This is a genomic window from Methanobrevibacter sp. (genome assembly GCF_045646205.1).
Taxonomy (GTDB): Archaea; Methanobacteriota; Methanobacteria; order Methanobacteriales; family Methanobacteriaceae; genus Methanocatella.
This window is the reverse complement of sequence record NZ_JAZRKF010000060.1, coordinates 16862-38213: the sequence shown is the minus strand read 5'-3', so window position 1 is coordinate 38213 and position 21352 is coordinate 16862. Positions and strand designations below refer to the sequence as shown.

19 protein-coding genes, 1 tRNA gene and 1 pseudogene are annotated in these 21352 nt (G+C 34.7%); 13 read left to right on the top strand and 8 right to left on the bottom strand.

The window, feature by feature from the left end; all coding sequences use genetic code 11:
• Positions 1 to 1125, top strand: a pseudogene (locus tag ACKI44_RS10355) (molybdopterin oxidoreductase family protein); the annotation flags it as partial.
• A gap of 107 nt (positions 1126 to 1232) precedes the next feature.
• Positions 1233 to 2441 carry a Coenzyme F420 hydrogenase/dehydrogenase, beta subunit C-terminal domain gene (locus tag ACKI44_RS10350; protein ID WP_407424089.1) on the top strand — a complete coding sequence of 403 codons (1209 nt, stop codon included), beginning with the start codon at positions 1233 to 1235 and terminating at the stop codon, positions 2439 to 2441.
• A gap of 109 nt (positions 2442 to 2550) precedes the next feature.
• On the opposite strand, the gene ACKI44_RS10345 is transcribed toward ACKI44_RS10350, so the two are convergent.
• From ACKI44_RS10345 to mobB, 3 genes are all read right to left on the bottom strand, one after another.
• A complete protein-coding gene (locus ACKI44_RS10345) occupies positions 2551 to 3633 on the bottom strand; it encodes an acyltransferase family protein (protein WP_407424087.1) in 1083 nt (360 codons plus the stop codon).
• A gap of 140 nt (positions 3634 to 3773) precedes the next feature.
• Positions 3774 to 4706, bottom strand: a complete 933-nt coding sequence (gene moaA, locus ACKI44_RS10340) for a GTP 3',8-cyclase MoaA (RefSeq protein WP_407424085.1) — start codon at positions 4704 to 4706, stop codon at positions 3774 to 3776.
• The gene (mobB, locus tag ACKI44_RS10335) at positions 4707 to 5744 is read right to left on the bottom strand and encodes a molybdopterin-guanine dinucleotide biosynthesis protein B (protein ID WP_407424083.1); all 1038 of its coding nucleotides are present in this window, start codon (positions 5742 to 5744) and stop codon (positions 4707 to 4709) included.
• A 410-nt stretch (positions 5745 to 6154) separates the two neighbouring features.
• Between mobB and ACKI44_RS10330 the strand changes: the two genes are divergently transcribed.
• The 9 genes from ACKI44_RS10330 to ACKI44_RS10290 all read left to right on the top strand — a co-directional run bounded on the left by ACKI44_RS10330 (position 6155) and on the right by ACKI44_RS10290 (position 13218).
• Positions 6155 to 6607, top strand: a complete 453-nt coding sequence (locus ACKI44_RS10330) for a 4Fe-4S binding protein (protein ID WP_407424081.1) — start codon at positions 6155 to 6157, stop codon at positions 6605 to 6607.
• Positions 6607 to 7704: a tungsten-dependent formylmethanofuran dehydrogenase subunit FwdF gene (gene fwdF / locus ACKI44_RS10325; protein WP_407424079.1), complete on the top strand. Its 1098-nt coding sequence runs from the start codon at positions 6607 to 6609 to the stop codon at positions 7702 to 7704. Before ACKI44_RS10330 ends, fwdF begins: the two co-directional genes overlap by 1 nt.
• Positions 7705 to 7712: 8 nt before the next feature.
• Positions 7713 to 7943, top strand: coding sequence for an ATP-binding protein (locus ACKI44_RS10320; RefSeq protein ID WP_303737394.1), 231 nt, complete (start codon positions 7713 to 7715; stop codon positions 7941 to 7943).
• An 11-nt stretch (positions 7944 to 7954) separates the two neighbouring features.
• A complete protein-coding gene (locus ACKI44_RS10315) occupies positions 7955 to 8524 on the top strand; it encodes a molybdopterin dinucleotide binding domain-containing protein (protein ID WP_303737395.1) in 570 nt (189 codons plus the stop codon).
• Complete coding sequence (locus tag ACKI44_RS10310; RefSeq protein WP_407424076.1) at positions 8514 to 9899, top strand: formylmethanofuran dehydrogenase subunit B; 1386 nt, start codon at positions 8514 to 8516, stop codon at positions 9897 to 9899. The genes ACKI44_RS10315 and ACKI44_RS10310 overlap by 11 nt, the downstream gene beginning before the upstream one ends.
• A 7-nt stretch (positions 9900 to 9906) precedes the next feature.
• Positions 9907 to 11616 carry a formylmethanofuran dehydrogenase subunit A gene (locus tag ACKI44_RS10305; protein WP_407424073.1) on the top strand — a complete coding sequence of 570 codons (1710 nt, stop codon included), beginning with the start codon at positions 9907 to 9909 and terminating at the stop codon, positions 11614 to 11616.
• Between the two features lie 5 nt (positions 11617 to 11621).
• On the top strand, positions 11622 to 12497 hold the full coding sequence (locus ACKI44_RS10300; RefSeq protein WP_407424071.1) for a formylmethanofuran dehydrogenase subunit C: 876 nt from the start codon (positions 11622 to 11624) through the stop codon (positions 12495 to 12497).
• Positions 12498 to 12537: 40 nt separating this feature from the next.
• Complete coding sequence (locus tag ACKI44_RS10295) at positions 12538 to 12831, top strand: DUF2097 domain-containing protein (protein ID WP_303737399.1); 294 nt, start codon at positions 12538 to 12540, stop codon at positions 12829 to 12831.
• Positions 12832 to 12924: 93 nt separating this feature from the next.
• Entirely contained in the window at positions 12925 to 13218 is a 294-nt protein-coding gene (locus tag ACKI44_RS10290; protein ID WP_407424068.1) for a DUF2097 domain-containing protein, read from the top strand.
• A 2-nt stretch (positions 13219 to 13220) separates the two neighbouring features.
• On the opposite strand, the gene ACKI44_RS10285 is transcribed toward ACKI44_RS10290, so the two are convergent.
• From ACKI44_RS10285 to ACKI44_RS10270, 4 genes are all read right to left on the bottom strand, one after another.
• The gene (locus ACKI44_RS10285; protein WP_407424066.1) at positions 13221 to 14903 is read right to left on the bottom strand and encodes an NrpR regulatory domain-containing protein; all 1683 of its coding nucleotides are present in this window, start codon (positions 14901 to 14903) and stop codon (positions 13221 to 13223) included.
• 62 nt (positions 14904 to 14965) lie between these two features.
• Positions 14966 to 16321: a type I glutamate--ammonia ligase gene (glnA, locus tag ACKI44_RS10280; RefSeq protein WP_407424064.1), complete on the bottom strand. Its 1356-nt coding sequence runs from the start codon at positions 16319 to 16321 to the stop codon at positions 14966 to 14968.
• Between the two features lie 232 nt (positions 16322 to 16553).
• Positions 16554 to 17309 carry a HesA/MoeB/ThiF family protein gene (locus tag ACKI44_RS10275; protein WP_407424062.1) on the bottom strand — a complete coding sequence of 252 codons (756 nt, stop codon included), beginning with the start codon at positions 17307 to 17309 and terminating at the stop codon, positions 16554 to 16556.
• Positions 17310 to 17318: 9 nt separating this feature from the next.
• On the bottom strand, positions 17319 to 18485 hold the full coding sequence (locus ACKI44_RS10270) for an aldo/keto reductase (protein ID WP_407424060.1): 1167 nt from the start codon (positions 18483 to 18485) through the stop codon (positions 17319 to 17321).
• Between the two features lie 212 nt (positions 18486 to 18697).
• On the opposite strand from ACKI44_RS10270, the gene ACKI44_RS10265 reads away from it, so the two are divergent.
• Positions 18698 to 19456, top strand: coding sequence for a hypothetical protein (locus ACKI44_RS10265; protein WP_407424091.1), 759 nt, complete (start codon positions 18698 to 18700; stop codon positions 19454 to 19456).
• 366 nt (positions 19457 to 19822) lie between these two features.
• Here ACKI44_RS10265 and ACKI44_RS10260 read toward each other — a convergent pair.
• Positions 19823 to 19933 (bottom strand) — tRNA-Met (locus tag ACKI44_RS10260).
• A gap of 160 nt (positions 19934 to 20093) precedes the next feature.
• Between ACKI44_RS10260 and ACKI44_RS10255 the strand changes: the two genes are divergently transcribed.
• Positions 20094 to 21344, top strand: coding sequence for an adenosylhomocysteinase (locus ACKI44_RS10255; protein WP_407424058.1), 1251 nt, complete (start codon positions 20094 to 20096; stop codon positions 21342 to 21344).
• Positions 21345 to 21352: the final 8 nt, after the last annotated feature.

The following is a 21352-nucleotide window of genomic DNA, read 5'->3' as shown; positions in this document are numbered from 1 at the left end:
GGTAACATTGGTAGACAAGGTACTGGTGTAAACCCATTAAGAGGACAAAACAACGTACAAGGTGCTTGTGATATGGGTGCATTACCTTCCGATTACGTAGGTTACAGAAAAGTTAAAGACCCAGAAACCACAGCATGGTTCAACGACTACTACAGTGGATACGGATATGAAGTTAACTTACCAACCACTCCTGGTTTAACCTTAGTTGAAATGATGAATGCTGCTCACGCTGGTGACTTAAAAGTATTATACATCCACGGAGAAGACCCAGTATTATCTGATGCAGATGTAGCTCACACCAAAGAAGCTTTAGCTAACTTAGACATGTTAATTGTACAAGAATGTTTCTTAACTGACACCGCACAATGTGCTGACGTTGTTTTACCAGCAGCAGGTTGGGGTGAACAAGAAGGTACATTCACCAGTGGTGAAAGAAGAGTACAATGCTTACACAAAGCTCAAGAACCACCTGAAGGCGCATGGTTAGATTGGAAAATCATGGAAGAAATCGCAGTTAGAATGGGAGTTCCAAGAGAATTATTCCACTACGAAACTTCTGAAGATATCTTCAACGAAATCAGAGAATGTGCTCCTATCATGGCTGGTATGAACCGTGAAAGATTAGACACTCCTGAAGCACTTCACTGGCCTTGCCCATCTGAAGACGACCCATGTCAACCATTAATGCACAAAGAGAAATTTGCACACCCTGATGGTTTAGGTGTCTTCCAAGCATTAGAACACAAAGGACCAGTTGAAACTGTCGACGACGAATATCCATTATTATTAACTACCACTAGAATATTGTTCCACTATCACGCTGCAATGACCAGAAGATGTGAAACCTTATCTAACGAAGTTAAAACTGGATTTATCGAAATCAACACTAAAGATGCAGAAGCAAGAGGAATCATCAACGGTGAAGTTGTAAGAGCATTCTCAAGAAGAGGAGAAATCGCTATTCCTGCACGTGTAACTGATGATATCAGAGAAGGTATTGTAAACATCCCTATGCACTTTGTTGAATGTGCTGCAAACGTATTAACTAACTCTGATTCTTTCGACCCTAAATCTAAAATGGTTGAATTAAAAGCTTGTGCTATTGAAGTTGAAAAATTCGATGAAAAAGTCGAAATTAAAAACGAAGTCTACAAATATGGTACTGATACTGAAGTAAAAGCTGAAGATATATCAACTACCACTGTAGGAAAATAAATGGGGAGTAGATTTAAATGAGCGCAAATATTGAAAAAATGTATTATGCTTACTCTGCTAACGACGACATCAAAGCTAAAGGTGAATATGGTGGAGTTGTAACTACCATCATGAAACACTTATTAGAAAGTGGAGCTGTTGACGCTGTTGTTGGAGTAGAAGAAGGTCACGATTTATATGACGCAGTACCATGTTTAGTAACCGAACCTGAAGACATTATTAAAACCGCTGGTTCAATTCACTGTGGTACTTTAAACTTAGCTAAATTCGTTTACAAATACTTAGACGGATGCAGAGACATGAAAGTTGCAGTATCATGTAAACCATGTGATGCAATGACCATCAGAGAATTAATCAAAAGAGGAAAAATCATCGGAGACAACATCATCATGATCGGTGTAAACTGTGGAGGAACCTTACCTCCTGTACCAACCATGAGAATGATTGAAGAAGTTTACGAATTAGACCCTAAAGATGTTGTTAAAGAAGAAATCTCTAAAGGTAAACTCATCATGGAAACTGCTGACGGTGAAGAAAAAGGATTCGGTATCGAAGACTTAGAAGAAGACGGTATGGGTAGAAGAGAAAACTGTCAAAGATGCAGTTTAAAAATCCCATCCAATGCTGACTTAGCATTAGGTAACTGGGGAGTTATCGGTGAATTAGCTGGTAAAGCTACTTTCGTAGAAGTATTCACCGACAAAGGTTCTGAAATCTTAGCAGATGTTATTGATGCAGGTTTAATTGAAGTTGCTGAACCAATCGAAAAAGGTATCAAAATCAGAGAAAACATCAACAACTTCATGCTCAAAGCTTCCAACGCTAAAAAAGAAGTAGATTACGCTGGAACTACCGGAGACATCATCGACGTATTCCACATGTACGATGAAGAATTCTCCAAATGTATGAAATGTTACGGCTGTCGTGAAGCATGTCCTTTATGTTTCTGTGAAGACTGCTGTCTTGAAGCTGAAGGTCCTGAATGGGTACCTGGTGGATACACTCCTGCAGCACCATTCTTCCACTTAACCCGTATGGTTCACATGGTTGATGCATGTACCAACTGTGGTCAATGTAGTGATGTCTGTCCTTGTGAAATTCCAGTATCCAAAGTATGGAGTACTGTAAACAACAAAGTAAGAGATGTTTACGGATACATCCCTGGATTCGACACTGACGACAGAATCCCATTCACCGAACATATTTCAAAAGCTAAAAAATTATAGATAAAGCATTTTTGCTTTATTTATTTTTCTTATTTTTTTTCGAGTCTGTAAAATATTGACAATGTTTCAGACAAGTCCAATTTTTTGATGTTTTTCAGTAATTCTTTTTTTAATGGCCTTTTAAGTAATTTTTCAATTTAACGTATAACTCAGCAAGTACAACAGAAGATATAATAATAAGCAATAAAACTATAATAGCTACATACAAGTTTGTTTTAATAAATAAATAAGGATACAAATACGTTAAAGAGAGAATCAATACCCATTGGATAATATATATTATTGTAACATTTCTACTTGTTCTTTCAACAAAATTAATGATTTTTGAAGAACATTTTTTGGATATGAAGTAAAAAATAGAAGTTAAAAACAATGCTATAATAATTAAAATAAAAATGTCTGGTATGGATATATGTAAATATGCTAATTTTTCAGGGACAGTACCTCCTGTAACAGAAAACATGCCTCTTAATGATAAAAATCCTATGGTTACCATTATAACGGCCATAATACCGGAGATTTTGAAAATCTCTTTATATAATTTATCTTTATTTTTGCATCTAATTAAATCCTCTCCAAAGATCATCCCGCATACAGGAACAATAAACCAATTGAAAATAGGGAAACAACTAACGATATAGTCACCAATGGTTTCAAAAAAGTGACCTAAGAGTTGATTTAGATATATATTGAATATGCTGAACTCCTGAACGTAAGTTGCAATTAAGGAAAACAGAATACTTATTAAAAATATTTTAAGTGTTTTGATATTTAGTTTTTTAAAGATACCTACTAAAATAAAGCTTATTCCGGCAAATTGTAAGATGTCATTTGCTAGAAAAGATAATAGTGCATATTCCATTGGCACTCCAGCACCATAATTAGAAAGGAAATATATCGTATTGACTATTAAACCCAAAATTAATAGCTTAATCCCTCTGATTATAAACTCCTTGGGTGAATTGTGTCGGGTATATACCATTCCAATACCCATTGCAAACATTAATATTGGGGCAGAGCATTGACACAATAAAAATATGATAAGAATTTCGGTATCATAATCAATACCTCCAAATGTACAAAAAGCAAAATAATGGGTGACAATCATCAGTAGAATTGCAAAAACTTTTGCAAAATCCAGTTCAACCTGTCTTCCTGAATTTACATTTTCATTACTAAAAACGTTTTTCATAATTTAAATTATTATTTCAAAACATAAAATTCTTTTGATTTGACTAAAAAAAGATATTTTAAACAGTTAAAAGATTTCATAAGAAAATGCAAAATTGGACAGAAAATTAAATATAAAAATCAAAAGAATAAAGAGTTTTTTTAATCAGTATTAAACGGTTCCCTTTTATCAATACCTTTAATAAAGATTTCTTCTAATTTTTCATCACTTTCATTATTTCTGATGAATGATACTATTTCTACAAGATTGTCATTTCTAAGCAGGCACGGTTTGATTTTGCCGTCAGGTGTCACCCTCAATCTGGTGCAATTTGCGCAAAATTTGGAGTTATCCATTGGTTTAACTACCTCGATTTCTCCACCGTTAATGTAATATTTACGACGGCCCTGCATAAATTTACGTTCTCGAACATCATCAGCTATATCAGCCAACCTTTCTTCAACCATATCTAACTTGTAGTGGTATTCAGATGAGAACTTGTCATCATCACAGTTTTCACTTTCAATCAATTCTATCAACTGAAGAACCATATTGTTATCCTTACAGAAGTTAAACATGTCCTTGATTTCATGCTCGTTAATGTCTTTCATGATTACCATGTTGATTTTAACCGGATAAAGTCCGACTTCAACAGCTTTTAGGATACCGGCTTTCGCTTCGTTCAAATAATCCATATTTGTAACGAATTTGTAGGTGTCACGGTTTAATGTGTCTAAGCTGACATTAACCCTGCTTAAACCGGCTTTTTTCAAATCTTCAGCATATTTTTCAAGAAGCACACCATTGGTTGTAAGTGATATATCTTTGAAATTCAGGCTACCTATCTTTTCAACGATTTCCACAATGTCCTTTCGAACTAACGGATCTCCTCCGGAAAGCCTGATTTTTTTAACCCCTAATTTTTTGGCTATTTCACATATTTTATAGATTTCGTCAGGAGTCATTTCATCTTTTGAAGATATCATTCCGTCATGGTGGCAGTATATGCAGTTTTCATTACATCTATTGGTAATCGTGATTCTGAGTGATATTATAGGTCTTTTAAATTTATCTTTTACAAATTCATCCGCCATTTAATCACCCTCGACCTTGATTTTTATATTATTGATTTCATCTTCTATTTTTAGTGTGTCAATAACTGCAAAAATAGTTTCTTTCAATATTCCTGATGTGAATTTATTGATATCTACTGATTTATCATTTGTTTTTAAAATAATCTCTGCATCAGTCAAATCTTTGCCTGTAATATTTGATATTTCAATATCTATATTTTTTACAGCATCTTCAGTTTTAATGGAGTTAACCATTGCACTTATGGAATTCGTTATAATGTCATTTGTAAATGTGTTGATCATAAGTTTTTTATCATTGATTAGAATAGTGGTTTTCTTATTAATTTTAGGGGTTGCTTTTGTATTTGGTATTAGCAATTCGATTTTATTTACATCTTCAACGCCATAGTCATCAAGGTTCAGTGTGCTGATGACACCTAAAATGTTCTGTTTTAAATAGTCGCTGACAAATCTGTTCAGTCCCACGACTTTATTGTCAATTGATAGGTAGCTATGAACTTGATCCAAATCTTCGACTTTAAGGTTTCCCTCACGGATTTCCTTTGCAATAGTTTCACCATTATTGAATCCGCAGTTGTTTGCAAATAACGTGTCAACAATATCATGGCCTCTTTTTTCAATAAGGTCGGCCAGTTCGCTTACGCCTTCATCATCAATTGTAAAGGAATCAACTTCGGTTATTGTATACTCATCGCGAACTTCGGGAGAAGTAATGATTTTTGGATAATTATAACTTTTATAGCCTTCAATGATTACAAAATCAAAATCGTCAAAGTGTTTAAGCAGATATAAAATTCTGTTTAAGTCATATTCCGCTTTCACATTAAAAAAAGTTGTTGAGCCAACACCTACAACCAGATTTGATCCTGCCTGCTTATGCTTCCATGTATCAGTATTTTCTTTATCCATTTCTATTGAATGGTGAGAATGTTTGATGGAAGCAACATTATAACCTCTTTTTGTAAGTTCGGAAATAACTTTTACAGTCAGTGAAGTTTTTCCGGTATTTTTCTTCCCAACAATTGACACGATTTTCATTTATAATCCCCCTATTCTATACAATAAATATGTATTTTAAATTATTAAAATATTGATATGTGTAGTTACTACACATTTTGGGTAAACCTAAAAATTTTGACTCATTTTCACTCATTTTGTAATACTTTTTTAATTAAATTTATTACAAATACTGTCCAAATCATCGATATAAATACTTTTACATATAGGTAAGTGAGGTTTATTTATTAAAATTCTTTTTTTAATTAATTAGTTTATTTTATAAATGGTTTATAATCCTAATTAGTTCTTAATACTTAATATTCTTTCTTAACTTAAAATTTTTTGTGTAGTATTCCCACAGTAATATATAAGTATTTCGACTTTAATCTAGTAGGCAAATATATTTATATAGATAAACATATGTGTAATCATTACACATGGTGGTTTAAATGCCGAAGCATATTGCATCTGGTTTAAAATACTTAGCTGCGGTCAAATTAAAAGAAGCAGGTGAAAGTCACCAGGCAATTGCTGATGAGTTAGGAATTGATAGATCCACTGTATCGCATTATTTGAATGGTAGGAACTTATCCTGGAATTCAATTGATGTTGCAAGAACTATCACTGAATTAACTCCCAGGGATTTTTTAATAATGACCAATGCGGTATTTGATGAACCAGAACAGAGTCGAAAAATTGTGAATATTTGCCGAGAGAAGAACTATGAAGCAACTATTGAAGATTCTTGTATTGGTTGCGGCTTATGTGTAAATGTGTGTTTTATGAAAGCTATTAAGTTAGAATCATTAACAGCACATACGAACTCCGTACTATGTTGTGGTTGCGAACTATGTAAAGATGAGTGCCCAACTGATTCAATTAAAATTTTGGAGATTAAATAATGATAAGAAATTTGAAAGAAGTTAATGACAATAACTTTGACATTACAAGGTCAGCGGAGGAAGTAAGAAACTTGTCTTTCAAAGACCATGTCTGTATTGGATGTGGAATTTGTGAGTCTACTTGTCCTGTTGGCGCAATTACATTGAATGAGATTGCTATTGACTCTCGTGTTCAAGTAGCTAATAATGTCTATTTCAGTGGTCATGAAAAAATCGCACAAAACATTCATGACGAATTTGATGTTCAAAGAATTAGTATTAATGAAGACAAATGTGTATTATGTGGTATGTGTAGCGGATTATGTCCTGTTGACGCATTAGTATTAACCATTGATGGCGTACCAATCAGTGAAATTGAAGCATACCCTCATTACAATGCATATTCCATGATCGATGATGATGAATGTGTCTATTGTAAAAAATGTGAAATTGCATGTCCACGTGACGCTATTGTAATTGACAGAACATTACCAGACCGTGCTGATTTAGTAACTGGTGAAATTGAAATCGACGATAATGAATGTATCTACTGTGGCATATGTGAAGAATTATGTCCTGCAGAAGCAATTGTTGTTGATAAAGAAACTGGTAGAGAATCAATTGAAGTTGACACTGATAAATGTGTTTACTGTTTAGTATGTAAAAAAGCATGTCCTACTAATGCTATTAAAGCATTATGTAGAATTTGTTCCTACGGCGAATATGATATTGACCCAGCAAAAGCTGTCGTTAAAGGTAACTCCGTAATTGACAGTGAACTCTGTGTTTACTGTGGATGGTGTGAAGGAGTCTGCCCAACCGATGCAGCTAAAGTTAAAAAACCATTTGAAGGAACAATTGAAGTCGATCAAGAAAAATGTCAAGCTTGTGGTGCTTGTGTAGATATATGTAAATGTAACGCATTAGCATTCCCAGTTTCAACTGGCCCAGGTTCAAGATTAGAACACATTGTAGCAAAAGCTGAATACTGTGTTAGTTGTAAAGCATGTGCAAAAGCTTGTCCTAACGGAGCTATCACTGTTAAAAGAACAGCTGTTGATCACACTCCTACAAACTCAGCAACTTGGACAGATGCTTTAAATGCAATTAAAGACTAGGTGATTAGATGGAACTTAAAGTAAATCAAGATAATTGTTTAGGATGCGGAATCTGTGTAATTGCTTGTCCGGTTAATGCAGCTATCAGTCCAGAAAACGCTGGTGGTAATGGTGCAAAAACTGATGAAGTAGTTATTATGGTAGAAAATGGGTTTATTAAACTTTTCAGTCCAGATAAATGTGAATTATGTGGAACCTGTCAAATGTTTTGCCCAGTAAATGCTATATGGTTAGAATAGGGGGTATTATTGTGCATTATGCTAACACTTATTTAGAAAAACCTGTAGTACCTGATGTAAAAATTACCGGTGAAGGAAATACAAAAGTTCTCAAATGTATGTTAAACACCGGTTCAGATATTTATCAAGGTGCATGTAAGAAAAGAGGTTCTACTTTAAAAGAAGAATATAAAAACGCTTCTGGAACTTGTTATATGGATCCAAGAGACATGGCAAAATTAGGTGTAAACAACTGGGATACTGTTTTAGTAAAAACCGATTTCGGTGAAGTTGTTGTAAACTGTGCAGTATCAAGAGACGCACCTCACGAAGGTACTGTATTTATTTGTAAAGGACCTTGGGCTAACACTGTCGTAAGTCACGATACTTACTGCTGTTCTGACCCTACTTACAAAGGAATTAGATGTACTGTCGAAAAAACAGACAGAAAAGTATTACTCATGGCTGATTTAATGAGATGGGTATACAAAAAATATGTTGATGAAACTGATGATGATGTTGTTGAAAACATGGACTCATTAGGTGAATTACCAGTTTACAAAGGACGTAAATGGGAGGAGTTGATTGATCATGACTTATGAACCACCTATAACTGATTACGATTACATTGTAGAAAATTGTACTTGTGCATTTTGTGGTTGTAACTGTGACGATTTAGACTATTTAGTAAAAGACGGTCACGTAGTTGCTGTAAGACACGCATGCAGACTTGGTGCAAGTAAAATCATGGAAGATATGGACCAAAGATTACTTGTTCCAATGATTAGGGATGAAAACGGAGAACTTATGGAAGTAGATTGGGACACTGCTTTAGATAAAGCTGCTGAATATATTGCTAATTCCATCAGACCAGTATTCTATGGTTGGTCTGAAACCTCTACCGAATGTATGAAAGAAGGTTTAGCATTAGGTGAATATATCGGTGCTGTATTAGATAACCAAGCTACTATCTGTCACGGTCCTTCCTTACAAGCTGTACAAAATGCAGGTTATCCTATCCAAACTTTAGGGGAAGTTCAAAACAGAGCAGACATGATTGCTTACTCCGGAAGTAACGCAATGAACTCTCACCCAAGACACATGGCAAGATATGCTGTATTCTGTCGTGGATACTTCAGACAAAGAGGAAGATTTGACAGAACTGTTGTTACCATGGATCCAAAATTCTCAGATACTGCAAAATGTTCTGACAAATGGATTGGATTTGAACAAAATGGGGACTACGGTTTCTATAATGCAATTAGAGCTGTATTAAGAGGAAAAGAATTATACCAAGATGTCATTTCCGGAATTCCTAAAGAAGATATTTATGAATTAGCTGAAGAAATGAAAAATGCAGAATTCGGTGTTCTCTTCTTCGGTTTAGGTTTAACTCACACTTTATCAAAACAAAGAAACATTGATATCGCTATTAAAATGGTTCAAGACTTAAACAAATACAGTAAATGGGGTCTTACTCCAATGAGAGGTCACTTTAACGTAAACGGATTCAACATTTTCATGGCATTCGAAACCGGATTTGCATTCGGTGTTGACTTCGCAAGAGGTACTACCAGATATATGATGGGTGAAACCAACACTATCGATTTATTGGTTAGAAAAGAACCTGATTGTTTCATGGTTATTGCAGCTGACCCTGGTGCTCACTTCCCTAACGGAGCAAACCAACACTTAGCTAACATTCCTGTTATTCAAATCGATATCCACTGGGGACCATCTACTGAACTTGCAGATGTAGTATTGCCAGGTTCATTCATCGGTGTAGAATGTGATGGTACCAGTTATCGTATGGATGGAGTTCCTATTTACATGAAAAAAGCAATCGACAAACCAGAAACCTGTCGTGATGACGAATGGATTGTTCGTGAATTGAAAGAAAGAGTAATGAAACTCAGAGAAGAGCCAAATGTAGCTCCTAAGTATGTACCAAATGCAAACTTAGATTTAGCAATGTAATGGTGATATGATGGAATATATACTTAAAAATGGTATTGTTTATGATCCTGCAAATGGAATTAACGGAGAGAAAAAAGACGTAATGTTTAAAGATGACATTATTGTCGATGAAGTTTCTGCTGATGCTAAAGTTATTGACGTGACTGATAAAATCGTCATGCCAGCAGGTGTTGACCCACACGCTCACGTAGCAGGTCCAAAATTAGTTGTAGGAAGATTATACAGACCAGAAGATTCAAGAATGGGTGTTTCCCAAAAAACTAAAGTATTAAGATCTGAATCTGGTTTCTCAATTCCAAGTTGTCCAGCAACCGGTTACAGATACTCAAGAATGGGTTATGGTACTGTTGTAGAAGCAGCTATGCCTCCTCTTGAAGCAAAACACACTCACGAAGAAATTGCAACCATTCCTAACATTGATATTCCAGCTTTACCATTATTCGGTAACAACTGGTTTGTAATGGAATATGCTAAAGATAAAAATATTGAAGATTTAGCAGCATTCATTTCTTCATGGTTAAAAATCTCAAAAGGATACGGTGTAAAAATTGTTAACCCATGTGGAAGTGAAGCATGGGGATGGGGTATGAACGTACACGGATATGATGATAAAGCACCATATTTCGATGTAACCTCCAGAGAAGTTGTAATGGCTTTAGCTGAAGCTAACGAAATGTTAGGACTTCCTCACTCTATTCACATTCACCCTAACGATTTAGGACACCCTGGTAACGTACCAACTACTCTTGAAACTTTAGACTCAGTTAAAAATATTAAGAAAAGTTCTAAAGCTACTATCAGAGACCAAGTCATGCACGTTACTCACTTGCAATTCCACTCCTACACCGGTAACAGTTGGAAAGATGCAGGATCAGGTGCAGTGGAAGTTGCTGATTACATTAACAAACATGACCACATTACTTGTGACGTAGGTCAAGTTACCTTTGATGAAACCACTACAATGACTGCAGACGCTCCAATGGAATACGACTTATTCAAATTATCAGGTTTAAAATGGACCAACAAAGATATTGAATGTGAAACCGCTGCAGGTATCATCCCTTGTATTTACTCCAAGAAAAGTCCTGTTAGTACCTTACAATGGGGTATTGGTTTAGAATTGTTCTTACTCATTAATGACCCTTGGAAAGTTTGTTTAACTACTGACCACCCTAATGCAGGTCCTTTCATGAGATATCCTAGAATCATCTCCTGGTTAATGAGTAATGAGAAAAGACAAGACATGTGCGAAAACGAAGTTCACAAATGGATTTACAAAAGAACTACTCTTCCAACTATCGAAAGAGAATACGATTTCTACGAAATTGCAACTATTACAAGAGCTGCTCCAGCTAAAATCTACGGATTTGAAGATAGAGGTGCTCTTACTCCTGGATACAAAGCAGATATTGCAGTATATGACATAAATCCTAATGATATTGACCCATCCAAACAAGCTTTAGAAATCGAAAAAGGTTTCACTGTTGCTGATTACACTATTAAAGATGGTCAAATCTTAGTGAAAGATAAAGAAATCGTAAAAGTTAAAGAAAGTCAAAACATTTGGGTTAACGTAAAAGGATGGGAAAGACAAGAACAAAAAGTTATTGATAACATCATGCCGTTCTTCACTCAGTACTATTCCGTAAAATGGGAAAATTACCCAGTACAAGACCACTACGTATCTAACCCAATCAGAGTAGATGTTGAAAAATAAGTGGGGTGTTTAGTTTGAAAACAATTACATTTGATCAAATAAAAACTTCTTCAATCGCATTAGAAATGGATGAAGTAATTCCTGATGAAATTTACTCCTGGACTGAAGCTGACTTCGCAAAATATCAAGTACCTATTGGAAACTCCAGATTCCCAATTACAGACTTCTTTGATATTACTGTTGAAGGTGAAGCTGAAGGCCCTAACGAAGTTAAAATGATTTTCAATGGGGATTTAAACAGAGTCAAATACATCGGTTGTAAAATGAGTGCTGGTGAAATTATCTGTAACAGCAGTGTCGACCTTCACGTCGGTGCTGAAATGAGTGGAGGATCCATTCTCGTTAACGGTGATGCAGCTGCTCACGCTGGAAGAGAAATGTCTGGCGGATACCTTGAAATCACTGGTAATACCAAAGAATTCACTGGTGCTTCTTACATTGGTGAATGGAGAGGTATGACTGGTGGAGAAATTGTTGTCGGTGGTAACGCTGGTAAACAATGTGGTGAATGTTTAACTGGTGGTAAAATTCACGTTAAAGGAAACTGTGATATTTTAGCCGGTATTCACATGACCAAAGGTATTATCGAAATCGATGGTGACGTAAACCGTTGGCCTGGTGGACAAATGAAAAACGGTACTATTGTAATTCACGGATTTTTAGGAAGATTACTTGAAGGGTTCGTTCTTGAAGGTGTTGTTGAAGATCCTGAAGACAGTGGTGTTGTTTTCCCAGGTAAATATATTAAATATACTGGAGATATCGGTCTTAATGGTAAAGGTAGTTTGTATTTGGATGCTGAAGCAAACAAAGAAAAATTATCTACTTACGGAGAATTAGACGACGATTATACTTCAATCAGAGAATACAGGAATTTATAATTCCTTTTTCTTTTATTTTTTTTTAAGATTTGGTGATTATATGGCTGAAGAAATTTTAATGACTGTTGATGAAGCTATTGAATATGTTAGAAACAATGTTAAAGTGGGAGATACTTTAGAAATTTCTTACAATCGTATTTATGCTCCTGGTGAAGTTTTAGGTATTACTGAAGAAGATGAAGTTACTGGAGAAGGACTCAGAGTTAATTTACAGTTGAATGGTGAGATTTTAAATCAGGCTGTAGAAATTGATTTTAAAGAAATTTATGATGATTTGCTTGAAATGAATCACATTACTGAAGATAAAGAAATCACTATTGAAATTGATTTCTGAATACTATTTTTTTTATTCATTTTTTATTTAGTTTTATTGTTTACGAACAAATTTTTATATTATGATGAACATAATCATATTGAGGTGAAGTCTATGAAAACGATTAAATTATCTGTAGATGAAGCTGTAAAATACTTAAAAGAAAATATAAAAATACATGATGGGCTTGAAATTTCATATAATAGAATTTTTGCTGAAGGTGAAATTTTAAACGTTGATTTTTCCGAATACTTTGGAAAACCGGGATTTAAAATATTGTTATCTTTAGATGAATCCCATCTTAACCCTACTATTGAAATAGATGTATATGAAATTCAGGAAGATTTAATTGAATTTACTCATACGCCTAAAGATGGTGGCGAAGTTATTGAAGTAACTGTAGTTTAAAACTATAATTTATCCATTTTTTCAAAAGGCATTAATTTTGCATCTGCTTTTACTTCAATATCTATTCCTTTTTCTTTAATTGCAGCTATTGCATTAAGACCGCTGCCAGTTACGATAGCAAAATTGTAATTGTCTGCCTTTGCATTGTATGTCAATTCACGAGGTTTACCAATTTTATATATTGGCAAGTCTAATTTTTCCAGTTTATCCATGAAATATACACTATGGTCTCTTGCGATATAAGGAATTTCTTTTATACTGGCCAATAATCTTTTCAAGCCACTATTTGCGGTTATTGATGTCATATCCTTGGCAATAAATATTTTATGTGGATCGATTGATGAACCGTTATATGATATCAAATCAATGAAGAGGGGTGGTTCGGTCAATTCCAGTAATCCTCCGTATTTTGGTGTTGATTTAATTCCATTTTTTATTAATAGTCCGTCTACGCTTAAACTGCATATTGTAGCTATTCCTATTTTTTCATCATCACTTGGATGTGATACAATCTGGAAATGCGGACTAAGGTATTTTTTATTTGATTTATAACATTCTTCCATTATTTTCATCGCATCTTCCAGTTCATCCTTTTTGATATAGGATATGTTTGCTATTATGTCTCCACATTCTTTTTCGACATCAAGACTAACTTGCTGGATTAAATTCCATGATTTTGAAAGTATGAATGGAATATTTGACTCTTTAATTTTTTCATGCTCTTTTAATCTATAATCAACTTTTTGGCTTATTGATTTTAATCTATCAAAGCTTTCCAGTTCTTCACCAATTTTAATGTCAATATCATGGCCTAATTCCTGAACAGCACAGAATGGTGTCACTCCACCAATGATTGCAAGACCTATCATTCCCTTATGCACAGGCAATCCTAGGATATTTTCTCCATCTTCTGATATGGCTATTGCACCGCCAATGCCTATTTTTCTTAACTTCGATAGGATTTCTTCAGTTTTTTCTTTTCCCACACTAGGTATTAATCTGAAGTTTGCCGGAATATGTCCGGTTCCATTATCTACAACATCCAATACGGAAGTCATTCCCGGAGCAATAAACGCATCAAGTGGGGTTACTGATGTTTTTTTGTAGGATATCAGTTCTTTGAATGATGCTGGATGATAATCTTCAATTTTTAATATTCCTCCGTATAATGGTTGGGAAGCTATTCCTTCATTCAATAGTATTCCGTCTATTGTTGTTCCACATATGGTTTTTATCTCCATACTGCCATCGCTTCCAACCCCATTTATATTAACGTAAGGGCTCACACAAAGACCACTTTCAAAAATACTTTTAATTAAATTGAAGCTTTCTTCATTATAAATGGTGGAGGTATTAACAACAACATTTCCTTTTCTTGTCATATAGTTGAAGTTAGTTAAATATATCAATTCTTCAAATTTTGAATATATGAAATCGACCTGATCATAGATTAATCCTTTTTCTAGCTTTTCACGTCCCAATTCCGTAATCCGTCGCCCAGAATATCCCATTCTTTCAGTATATCCCTTTTCATCCAATATCTGCATATGGTATCTTACGGCACGTTCACCTAAATTAAAACCTTTTTCCCGCAGTTCATCAGCGATTAATTTTGAACCTGTAGGTTTGTTTTCTTTATTTAAGATTCTTAATATTTCAATCATCCGACGTTCTGATTCTGACATGAAATAGCTCCTTTAAAATCAGGTTAACTTTATATTTAAAAATAAAATAATAATATTTAGATTTAGATATCTAAATATTTTCTTTGTTCGTATCCGAATACCTGGACTCTGTATTCGTCCCATTCCTTATATTTTAATTCCAGGAATTTTTCACTTACGTGGCTTCCCAGAGCGTTTAGGATAAGTGGGTCTTCTTCAAGGGAGTGATATGCTTCCCATAAACTGGTAGGCAATACTTTGATTCCCATTGATTCTCTTTCCTCTTCATTCAATTCATAAATGTTGATTTCGGTAGGTTCGCCCGGATCAATCTTATTGACGATACCGTCAACACCTGCTTCTAGCATCACGGCAAATGCAAGATATGGATTACATGCTGGGTCAGGAGCCCTGTATTCAATACGTGTTGCTTTACCACGTGCTGCAGGGATTCTTATTAATGTTGACCTGTTTTTAAAACCGTATGCTCTGTATACTGGAGCTTCGTAACCTGGCACTAAACGTTTATATGAGTTAACAATAGGATTGGTAATTGCAGTAATTGCAGGAGCGTGCTTCAATAGTCCTCCCATAAAGTGCATCGCATCTTTTGAAAGGCCAGTTTCTGAATCAGGGTCTGAGAACAGGTTTTTGTCTCCTTTGAATACTGACTGGTGACAGTGCATTCCACTACCGCTCACTCCAAAGAATGGTTTTGGCATGAATGTTACCCTATAATCCATCTGGTCAAAAGTAGCCATATTGTCTACAATAGCTTTAATTGCCTGTTTGAATGTAATTACGGCATCTGCAGTTTTCAGCGCATCCTTGAATTTAAATGCAATTTCATTCTGTCCAGGTGCCACTTCGTGGTGGGAAGCTTCTACTTCAAAATCAAGTTCCTCCAAATTCAAAGTCAATTCTCTTCTAAAGTCAGGTCCTTTATCAAGAGGTTCGACATCAAAGTATCCTGCCTGATCGTATGGCATAGGATATCCGTTTTCATCAATGTCTACAATAAAGAATTCCGGTTCCGGACCGATGTTATATTGCAAGCCCATTTCCGCAATGTGTGATAATGATTTTTTAAGTACTCCTCTTGGGTCACCTGCAAATGGTTTTTTCTCAGGTGTCCATACATCACAGATAAATCTGCAGGTCGCTGATTCTTCAGGTCTCCAGGAAAGTCTTGAATAGGTGTCTATATCTGGTTTTAAAACTAAATCACTGTCATTTATTCCAACAAAACCTGCAATGGATGATCCGTCAAATAACATTCCTTCATTAAATAATTCGGCCATATCTTCGCCATTGAATGGAATTACGATATTTTTAACAGTACCATTTATATCTACGAATTGTAAACGGATAAATTTGATATTGTCTTCTTTCATCTGTTCGCTTATGCGTTCTATTTTTTCTTCGCTGATGTCGCTCATTAAATCCTACTCCACTTTTTTATTCTAATCGGAAAATATATTCCTATCTAAAAAAATTTTTTTATCTTATGTTATTTAAATCTTTTGAAAAGATATTAATTAATTTGTATTTTATGGTATAATAATATATAAGATTTTTTTAATTACCATATTTTATGTTTAGTATTTTTTAAAATTAGTATAATTTTGTTTAAAATTAATTGTAAAAAAATAAGAAAATGTGGGGTAATGTTTAAATTTCCTCTATTGAAAATGAACCCAGATTTAACAAATCAAAAGTCAATATTTTAGGTGCAACAGTAACTTCTCCCACGCCGGTGATAATTTTAAAAGCTTCAATCGCTTCAAGACAACCTATCAAATTTGGGGTCGGTCCAATTACGGGAGGGACGCCTGAAGTCACTTTTGAAAGTGCTTCAAAAACCTCTGGAGTTAACTCTTTTCCTTTTGATGGCAGGTTGAACATTTCCTCGTATGTTCTTTCACCGTCAGGTAAAAATACGGTTAACTGGCCTAATGTTCCATGAATTGCACCGTGTATATATGGAATTTCCTTTTCTTTGGCTTTTCTGGATACAATCACTCTTGTGAGGACATTGTCAAGTGCGTCAATAACAATGTCTGAATCGGAAATGATCTTATCGATGTTTGTTTCATCCACATGTTCATTGAAGCTGGTTACTTTAACGTAAGGGTTGATTAATCTGACCTTATCCTTTGCAACGGCACTTTTGTCCAGACCCACATCAGATAATGTTGCCAGTGTCTGTCTGTTCAGATTTGAAATGTCGAATGCATCCTCATCAACCAGAACAAGTTCTCCAACACCCATTCTGGCAAGCATTTCAATTGTCTGGCCGCCGATTCCTCCGCAGCCTATAACGGTAATTTTAGCATCTTTGAATCTTTGCTGTTCACTTCTTGTAACAATACTCATTTGGCGGGAAGCAATTTCCCAATATCCGTCTCCAATATATCTTGTTGGCATTTTTTCACCTTAAAAATGATCAAATTCACTGCCGAAGTATTCATATACTTTTTGAAGTTCTTCAGGAATGTCCAGCATCTGTGTACAAAATGGTATGCATTCCTTACAGTCAACGCAGCTGTCTGCTCTTGAATCATCATCAATTAAAGAGAAATACTGCATTGCGCTTGCTTTTGGGTCGTTCATCATATGTGCAATGTTATATTCGGTTAAACAGTTAATTATGTCCACTCCATGAGGGCATGGCATGCAGTAACCGCATCTGGTACACCTGTTTCCAAGAAATGACCTGTAAGTCCTTGCAACTTCACGAATTACTTCCTGATCGTTTTCGCTGATGATATCTTCTGTTGAGGCTATTCTAACATTATCTTTCACTTGCTCCAAGCTGGTCATTCCGCTTAAAACACAATCAACATCATCTCTATTCCATAAATATTGTAAAGCCCATTCTACAGGAGTTCTTTTAACTTCAGCACTATCCCATAAATCCTGAACTTCTTTAGGAATATTCTGAACCAGTCTTCCTCCACGAAGGGGTTCCATAATCATGCTTCCAACATTCACTTCTTTTAAATAATTAAGGCCCATGACTCCTGACTGATAATACTCATCAAGATAATTCATTTGGGTTAAAACCACTTCCCATTTAGGATATTCGTCTAAAATTTCAATCAAATAATCAACTTCAATATGTGATGAAAATCCGACATGCTTTACTTTACCGCTGGACAAACACTCATCTAAAAAGTCTAAAACATCCAAATCTCTAACCTTTGTCCAATCAGGTACGGTTAAAGAATGAAGCAAGTAAATATCAATATAGTCTGTCTGCAGTTTTTCCAGCTGGATATCCAGATATTTGTCAAAATCAGATCTTTCTTCCATTAGCCATGATGGAGACTTTGTTGAAAGCAGTATTTCATCCCTGTAGCTGTTTTCTTTTAAAAATTTTCCAACAAATGTCTCACTGTTTCCGTTGCCGTCCAATTCTTTGCTATGGTAGGGATAAGCGGTATCAATTAAATTAATTCCATTTTCTATTCCGTATTCAAGCATTTTGGAAGCTTCAATTTCATCAATATCTGCATTGGAATTTTTTGTCGGCAGTCTCATTGCTCCAAAACCCAGTCTTGAAACTTTCAGACCACTTTTTCCAAGTTCATTATATAACATTTCATTCCCTCATTTGCTTAACAAGAATATTTTTTTTAGAAAAAGTATATAAAATGTTGTGTTAAATTAATGTGTTAAGTTTAGTTTCTTTATTTATTAAATTAACTTGTTGTTTTTGAGATATTTTAAATATTACTTTATTTAAAATTAATAATGTTTATAAATTGAACATGTTTTTAGCTTTACGGGTATTCCTTACTCTATGTGGTGAAATAATGAAGATATTTGGTTTATTCGATTTTGATTTAAATAGTAAATATTTTTCAGATAAAGAAACTGTAAAAAAACGTGCAGTGAAAATATTTGGGATATTTTTAATAATTGCAATACTTCTATCAAGTTTTACATTATTGGGCTTTTTATTTTTCTTTTTGCTTCTATTTTCATTAGGAGGAATGTTCATTGTAGAGTATTATAGCGACGAATTAGATAAAAAATATGGATTGTATAATTTCAATAATCTTAGAGGATATTCCCGGCAAATTGGTGCATTTACTCTTTTAGGCTTTTCAACAACATCTTTAGCATTACTCTTAATATGTTTGTGTGCTGATATTAACATATATAAATCAATTTTAATATCAATTATCTTCGCATTGCCATTTTTGGCAATTGGTTTGAGATTTAAAACATTCAATGATAATAGCTTGGAAGAAAATGGTGAAATAGTATATGATGCCGGCTATGAGCCTAATTATTATTGTCCGGTGTTGGCTATCTGCTGTTATTTGGGTTATGTTCAAGGATTTTTTGAAACTTCCATAATAAATATCCTTACTTTAACATTATCAACATCATTATGCTTTATTTGGTTAGTATTTCCTGATAAAATCAATAAATATATACCATTTGAAAATAGAACTAAAAAAGGAGAAGCAATATATTTGGCAATTGCATTGATCATATTTTTCATATTCTTCACTCAATTCACTACTGTTCCATTTGTAAAAGTAATGGGATTTGTAGATTAAATTCGATGTTTAAAATTTGATACAGTTACTTTTACTGGATTGATGCAAAGTTGGAGGGATTAAATGAATGCAAAACAAATTATAGCAATAATTATTCCAATAGCAATATTCATGTTTAGAAGATATATAAGCATTCTCATAACACTTCCTATTCTGATAATAGGTTGTATCGTCACTTATTATTTCTATACAAAATCAAATGAGGATAAATTTTTAAAAGGAGCATTGTCCTTATATGGATTAAATTTCTTTTTTATTTTCATTGGGTTTTTAATACATTTTTTCTTTTAAATAATCCTATTTAATTTGGTATTGGTTTAGAATTAGTAAAAATAGTTTTAAAAAGTGTATACCTGGGATTTAGGATGCCGGGAACGGGATTCGAACCCGTGGCCTCACGGTATCCCAGGTATTAGTCAGAGCACTGCTTTTTATACCCTATGAGCCGTGCGCTCTAACCAGCTGAGCCACCCCGGCATATATAACATACATATATTAGTTAATTTTAACATTTAAAGTTTTGCTTTTTTCGCCGATTTTTTCATATTTTTTAAAAATAAAATTTTTTTAAATGGGGTAAGATATATTTAAAATGATTTATAAAAATCATATTGTTAATTTTATAGGAGATATTATTATGAGTAAGGTTAAAGATATGTCTCTTGCACCTGAAGGTGTTAGGAAAATTGAATGGGTTCAAAAACATATGCCTGTTTTGGAAACCATTAAAGAAGAATATTTAGAAACTCAACCTTTCAAAGGAATCACTATCGGATCATGTTTACATTTAGAACCTAAAACCATTAATTTAGGTTTAACATTAATGGCTGGTGGAGCAGAAGTTGCAATGACTGGATGTAACCCATTGTCCACTCACGATGATGCAGTAGCTGGAGCTGCTGATTTAGGTTTAAACGTTTACGGTTGGAGAGAACAGGACGATGAAGAATACTACCAAACCATTAACATGGTACTCGACCACAAACCGGACATAATCATCGATGACGGAGCAGACATGATTATGGTACTTCACAACGAAAGAACCGAATTATTAAGCCACATCAAAGGAGCATGTGAAGAAACAACAACTGGTGTACACAGATTACAGGCAATGCACGCAGACGGAGCATTAAAATTCCCAGTAATTGCTGTTAATGACGCTTATACAAAATACTTATTTGACAACCGTTACGGAACCGGACAATCCAGTTTCGATGCAATAATGGGAACCACCAACATGGTAATCGCAGGAAAAACCGTAGCAGTCTGCGGATACGGATGGTGTGGAAGAGGACTTGCACTCAGAGCAGCAGGTCTCGGTGCAGATGTAATCGTAACAGAAGTCGATCCAATCAGAGCACTTGAAGCAAGAATGGACGGATACAGAGTAATGACCATCAGGGAAGCAGTAAAACAAGCTGACCTAATCATTACCGTAACCGGTAACGCTGATATTATCTGCGGAGATGACTTCAAATACATGAAAGACGGATGTATGCTTGCAAACTCAGGACACTTCAACGTAGAAATCAACAGACCAGACCTCGAAGCAATCTCAACTGAAGTAAAAGAAGTAAGAGAAAGTATCGAAGAATTCACAACCAAAGACGGAAGAAAAATCTACCTTTTAGCTGACGGACGTTTAGTAAACTTATCTGCTGCAAGAGGACAAGGACACCCTGCTGAAATCATGGACATGAGTTTTGCAGTACAGGCATTATCTGCAAAACATATCCTTGAAAACGATTTACCTGTCGGAGTAACCAAAGCGCCTGATGAAATTGACTACAACGTAGCAAGCTTAAAACTCGACGCAATGGGTATTGAAATCGACTCATTAACCGAAAAACAAAAAGCTTACATGGCAAACTGGCAAGAAGGAACATAATTCCTTCT

Bases quoted from the DNA above. Each gene is read 5' to 3' on its own strand.
- ACKI44_RS10310 (WP_407424076.1), top strand. From the start codon at position 8,514: ATGACTTATGAACCACCTATAACTGATTACGATTACATTGTAGAAAAT.
- moaA (WP_407424085.1), bottom strand. From the start codon at position 4,706: ATGGCGGATGAATTTGTAAAAGATAAATTTAAAAGACCTATAATATCA.
- ACKI44_RS10350 (WP_407424089.1), top strand. From the start codon at position 1,233: ATGAGCGCAAATATTGAAAAAATGTATTATGCTTACTCTGCTAACGAC.
- ACKI44_RS10320 (WP_303737394.1), top strand. From the start codon at position 7,713: ATGGAACTTAAAGTAAATCAAGATAATTGTTTAGGATGCGGAATCTGT.
- ACKI44_RS10270 (WP_407424060.1), bottom strand. From the start codon at position 18,485: ATGTTATATAATGAACTTGGAAAAAGTGGTCTGAAAGTTTCAAGACTG.
- ACKI44_RS10290 (WP_407424068.1), top strand. From the start codon at position 12,925: ATGAAAACGATTAAATTATCTGTAGATGAAGCTGTAAAATACTTAAAA.
- fwdF (WP_407424079.1), top strand. From the start codon at position 6,607: ATGATAAGAAATTTGAAAGAAGTTAATGACAATAACTTTGACATTACA.
- ACKI44_RS10275 (WP_407424062.1), bottom strand. From the start codon at position 17,309: ATGCCAACAAGATATATTGGAGACGGATATTGGGAAATTGCTTCCCGC.
- glnA (WP_407424064.1), bottom strand. From the start codon at position 16,321: ATGAGCGACATCAGCGAAGAAAAAATAGAACGCATAAGCGAACAGATG.
- ACKI44_RS10285 (WP_407424066.1), bottom strand. From the start codon at position 14,903: ATGTCAGAATCAGAACGTCGGATGATTGAAATATTAAGAATCTTAAAT.
- ACKI44_RS10295 (WP_303737399.1), top strand. From the start codon at position 12,538: ATGGCTGAAGAAATTTTAATGACTGTTGATGAAGCTATTGAATATGTT.
- ACKI44_RS10305 (WP_407424073.1), top strand. From the start codon at position 9,907: ATGATGGAATATATACTTAAAAATGGTATTGTTTATGATCCTGCAAAT.
- ACKI44_RS10345 (WP_407424087.1), bottom strand. From the start codon at position 3,633: ATGAAAAACGTTTTTAGTAATGAAAATGTAAATTCAGGAAGACAGGTT.
- ACKI44_RS10330 (WP_407424081.1), top strand. From the start codon at position 6,155: ATGCCGAAGCATATTGCATCTGGTTTAAAATACTTAGCTGCGGTCAAA.
- mobB (WP_407424083.1), bottom strand. From the start codon at position 5,744: ATGAAAATCGTGTCAATTGTTGGGAAGAAAAATACCGGAAAAACTTCA.
- ACKI44_RS10255 (WP_407424058.1), top strand. From the start codon at position 20,094: ATGAGTAAGGTTAAAGATATGTCTCTTGCACCTGAAGGTGTTAGGAAA.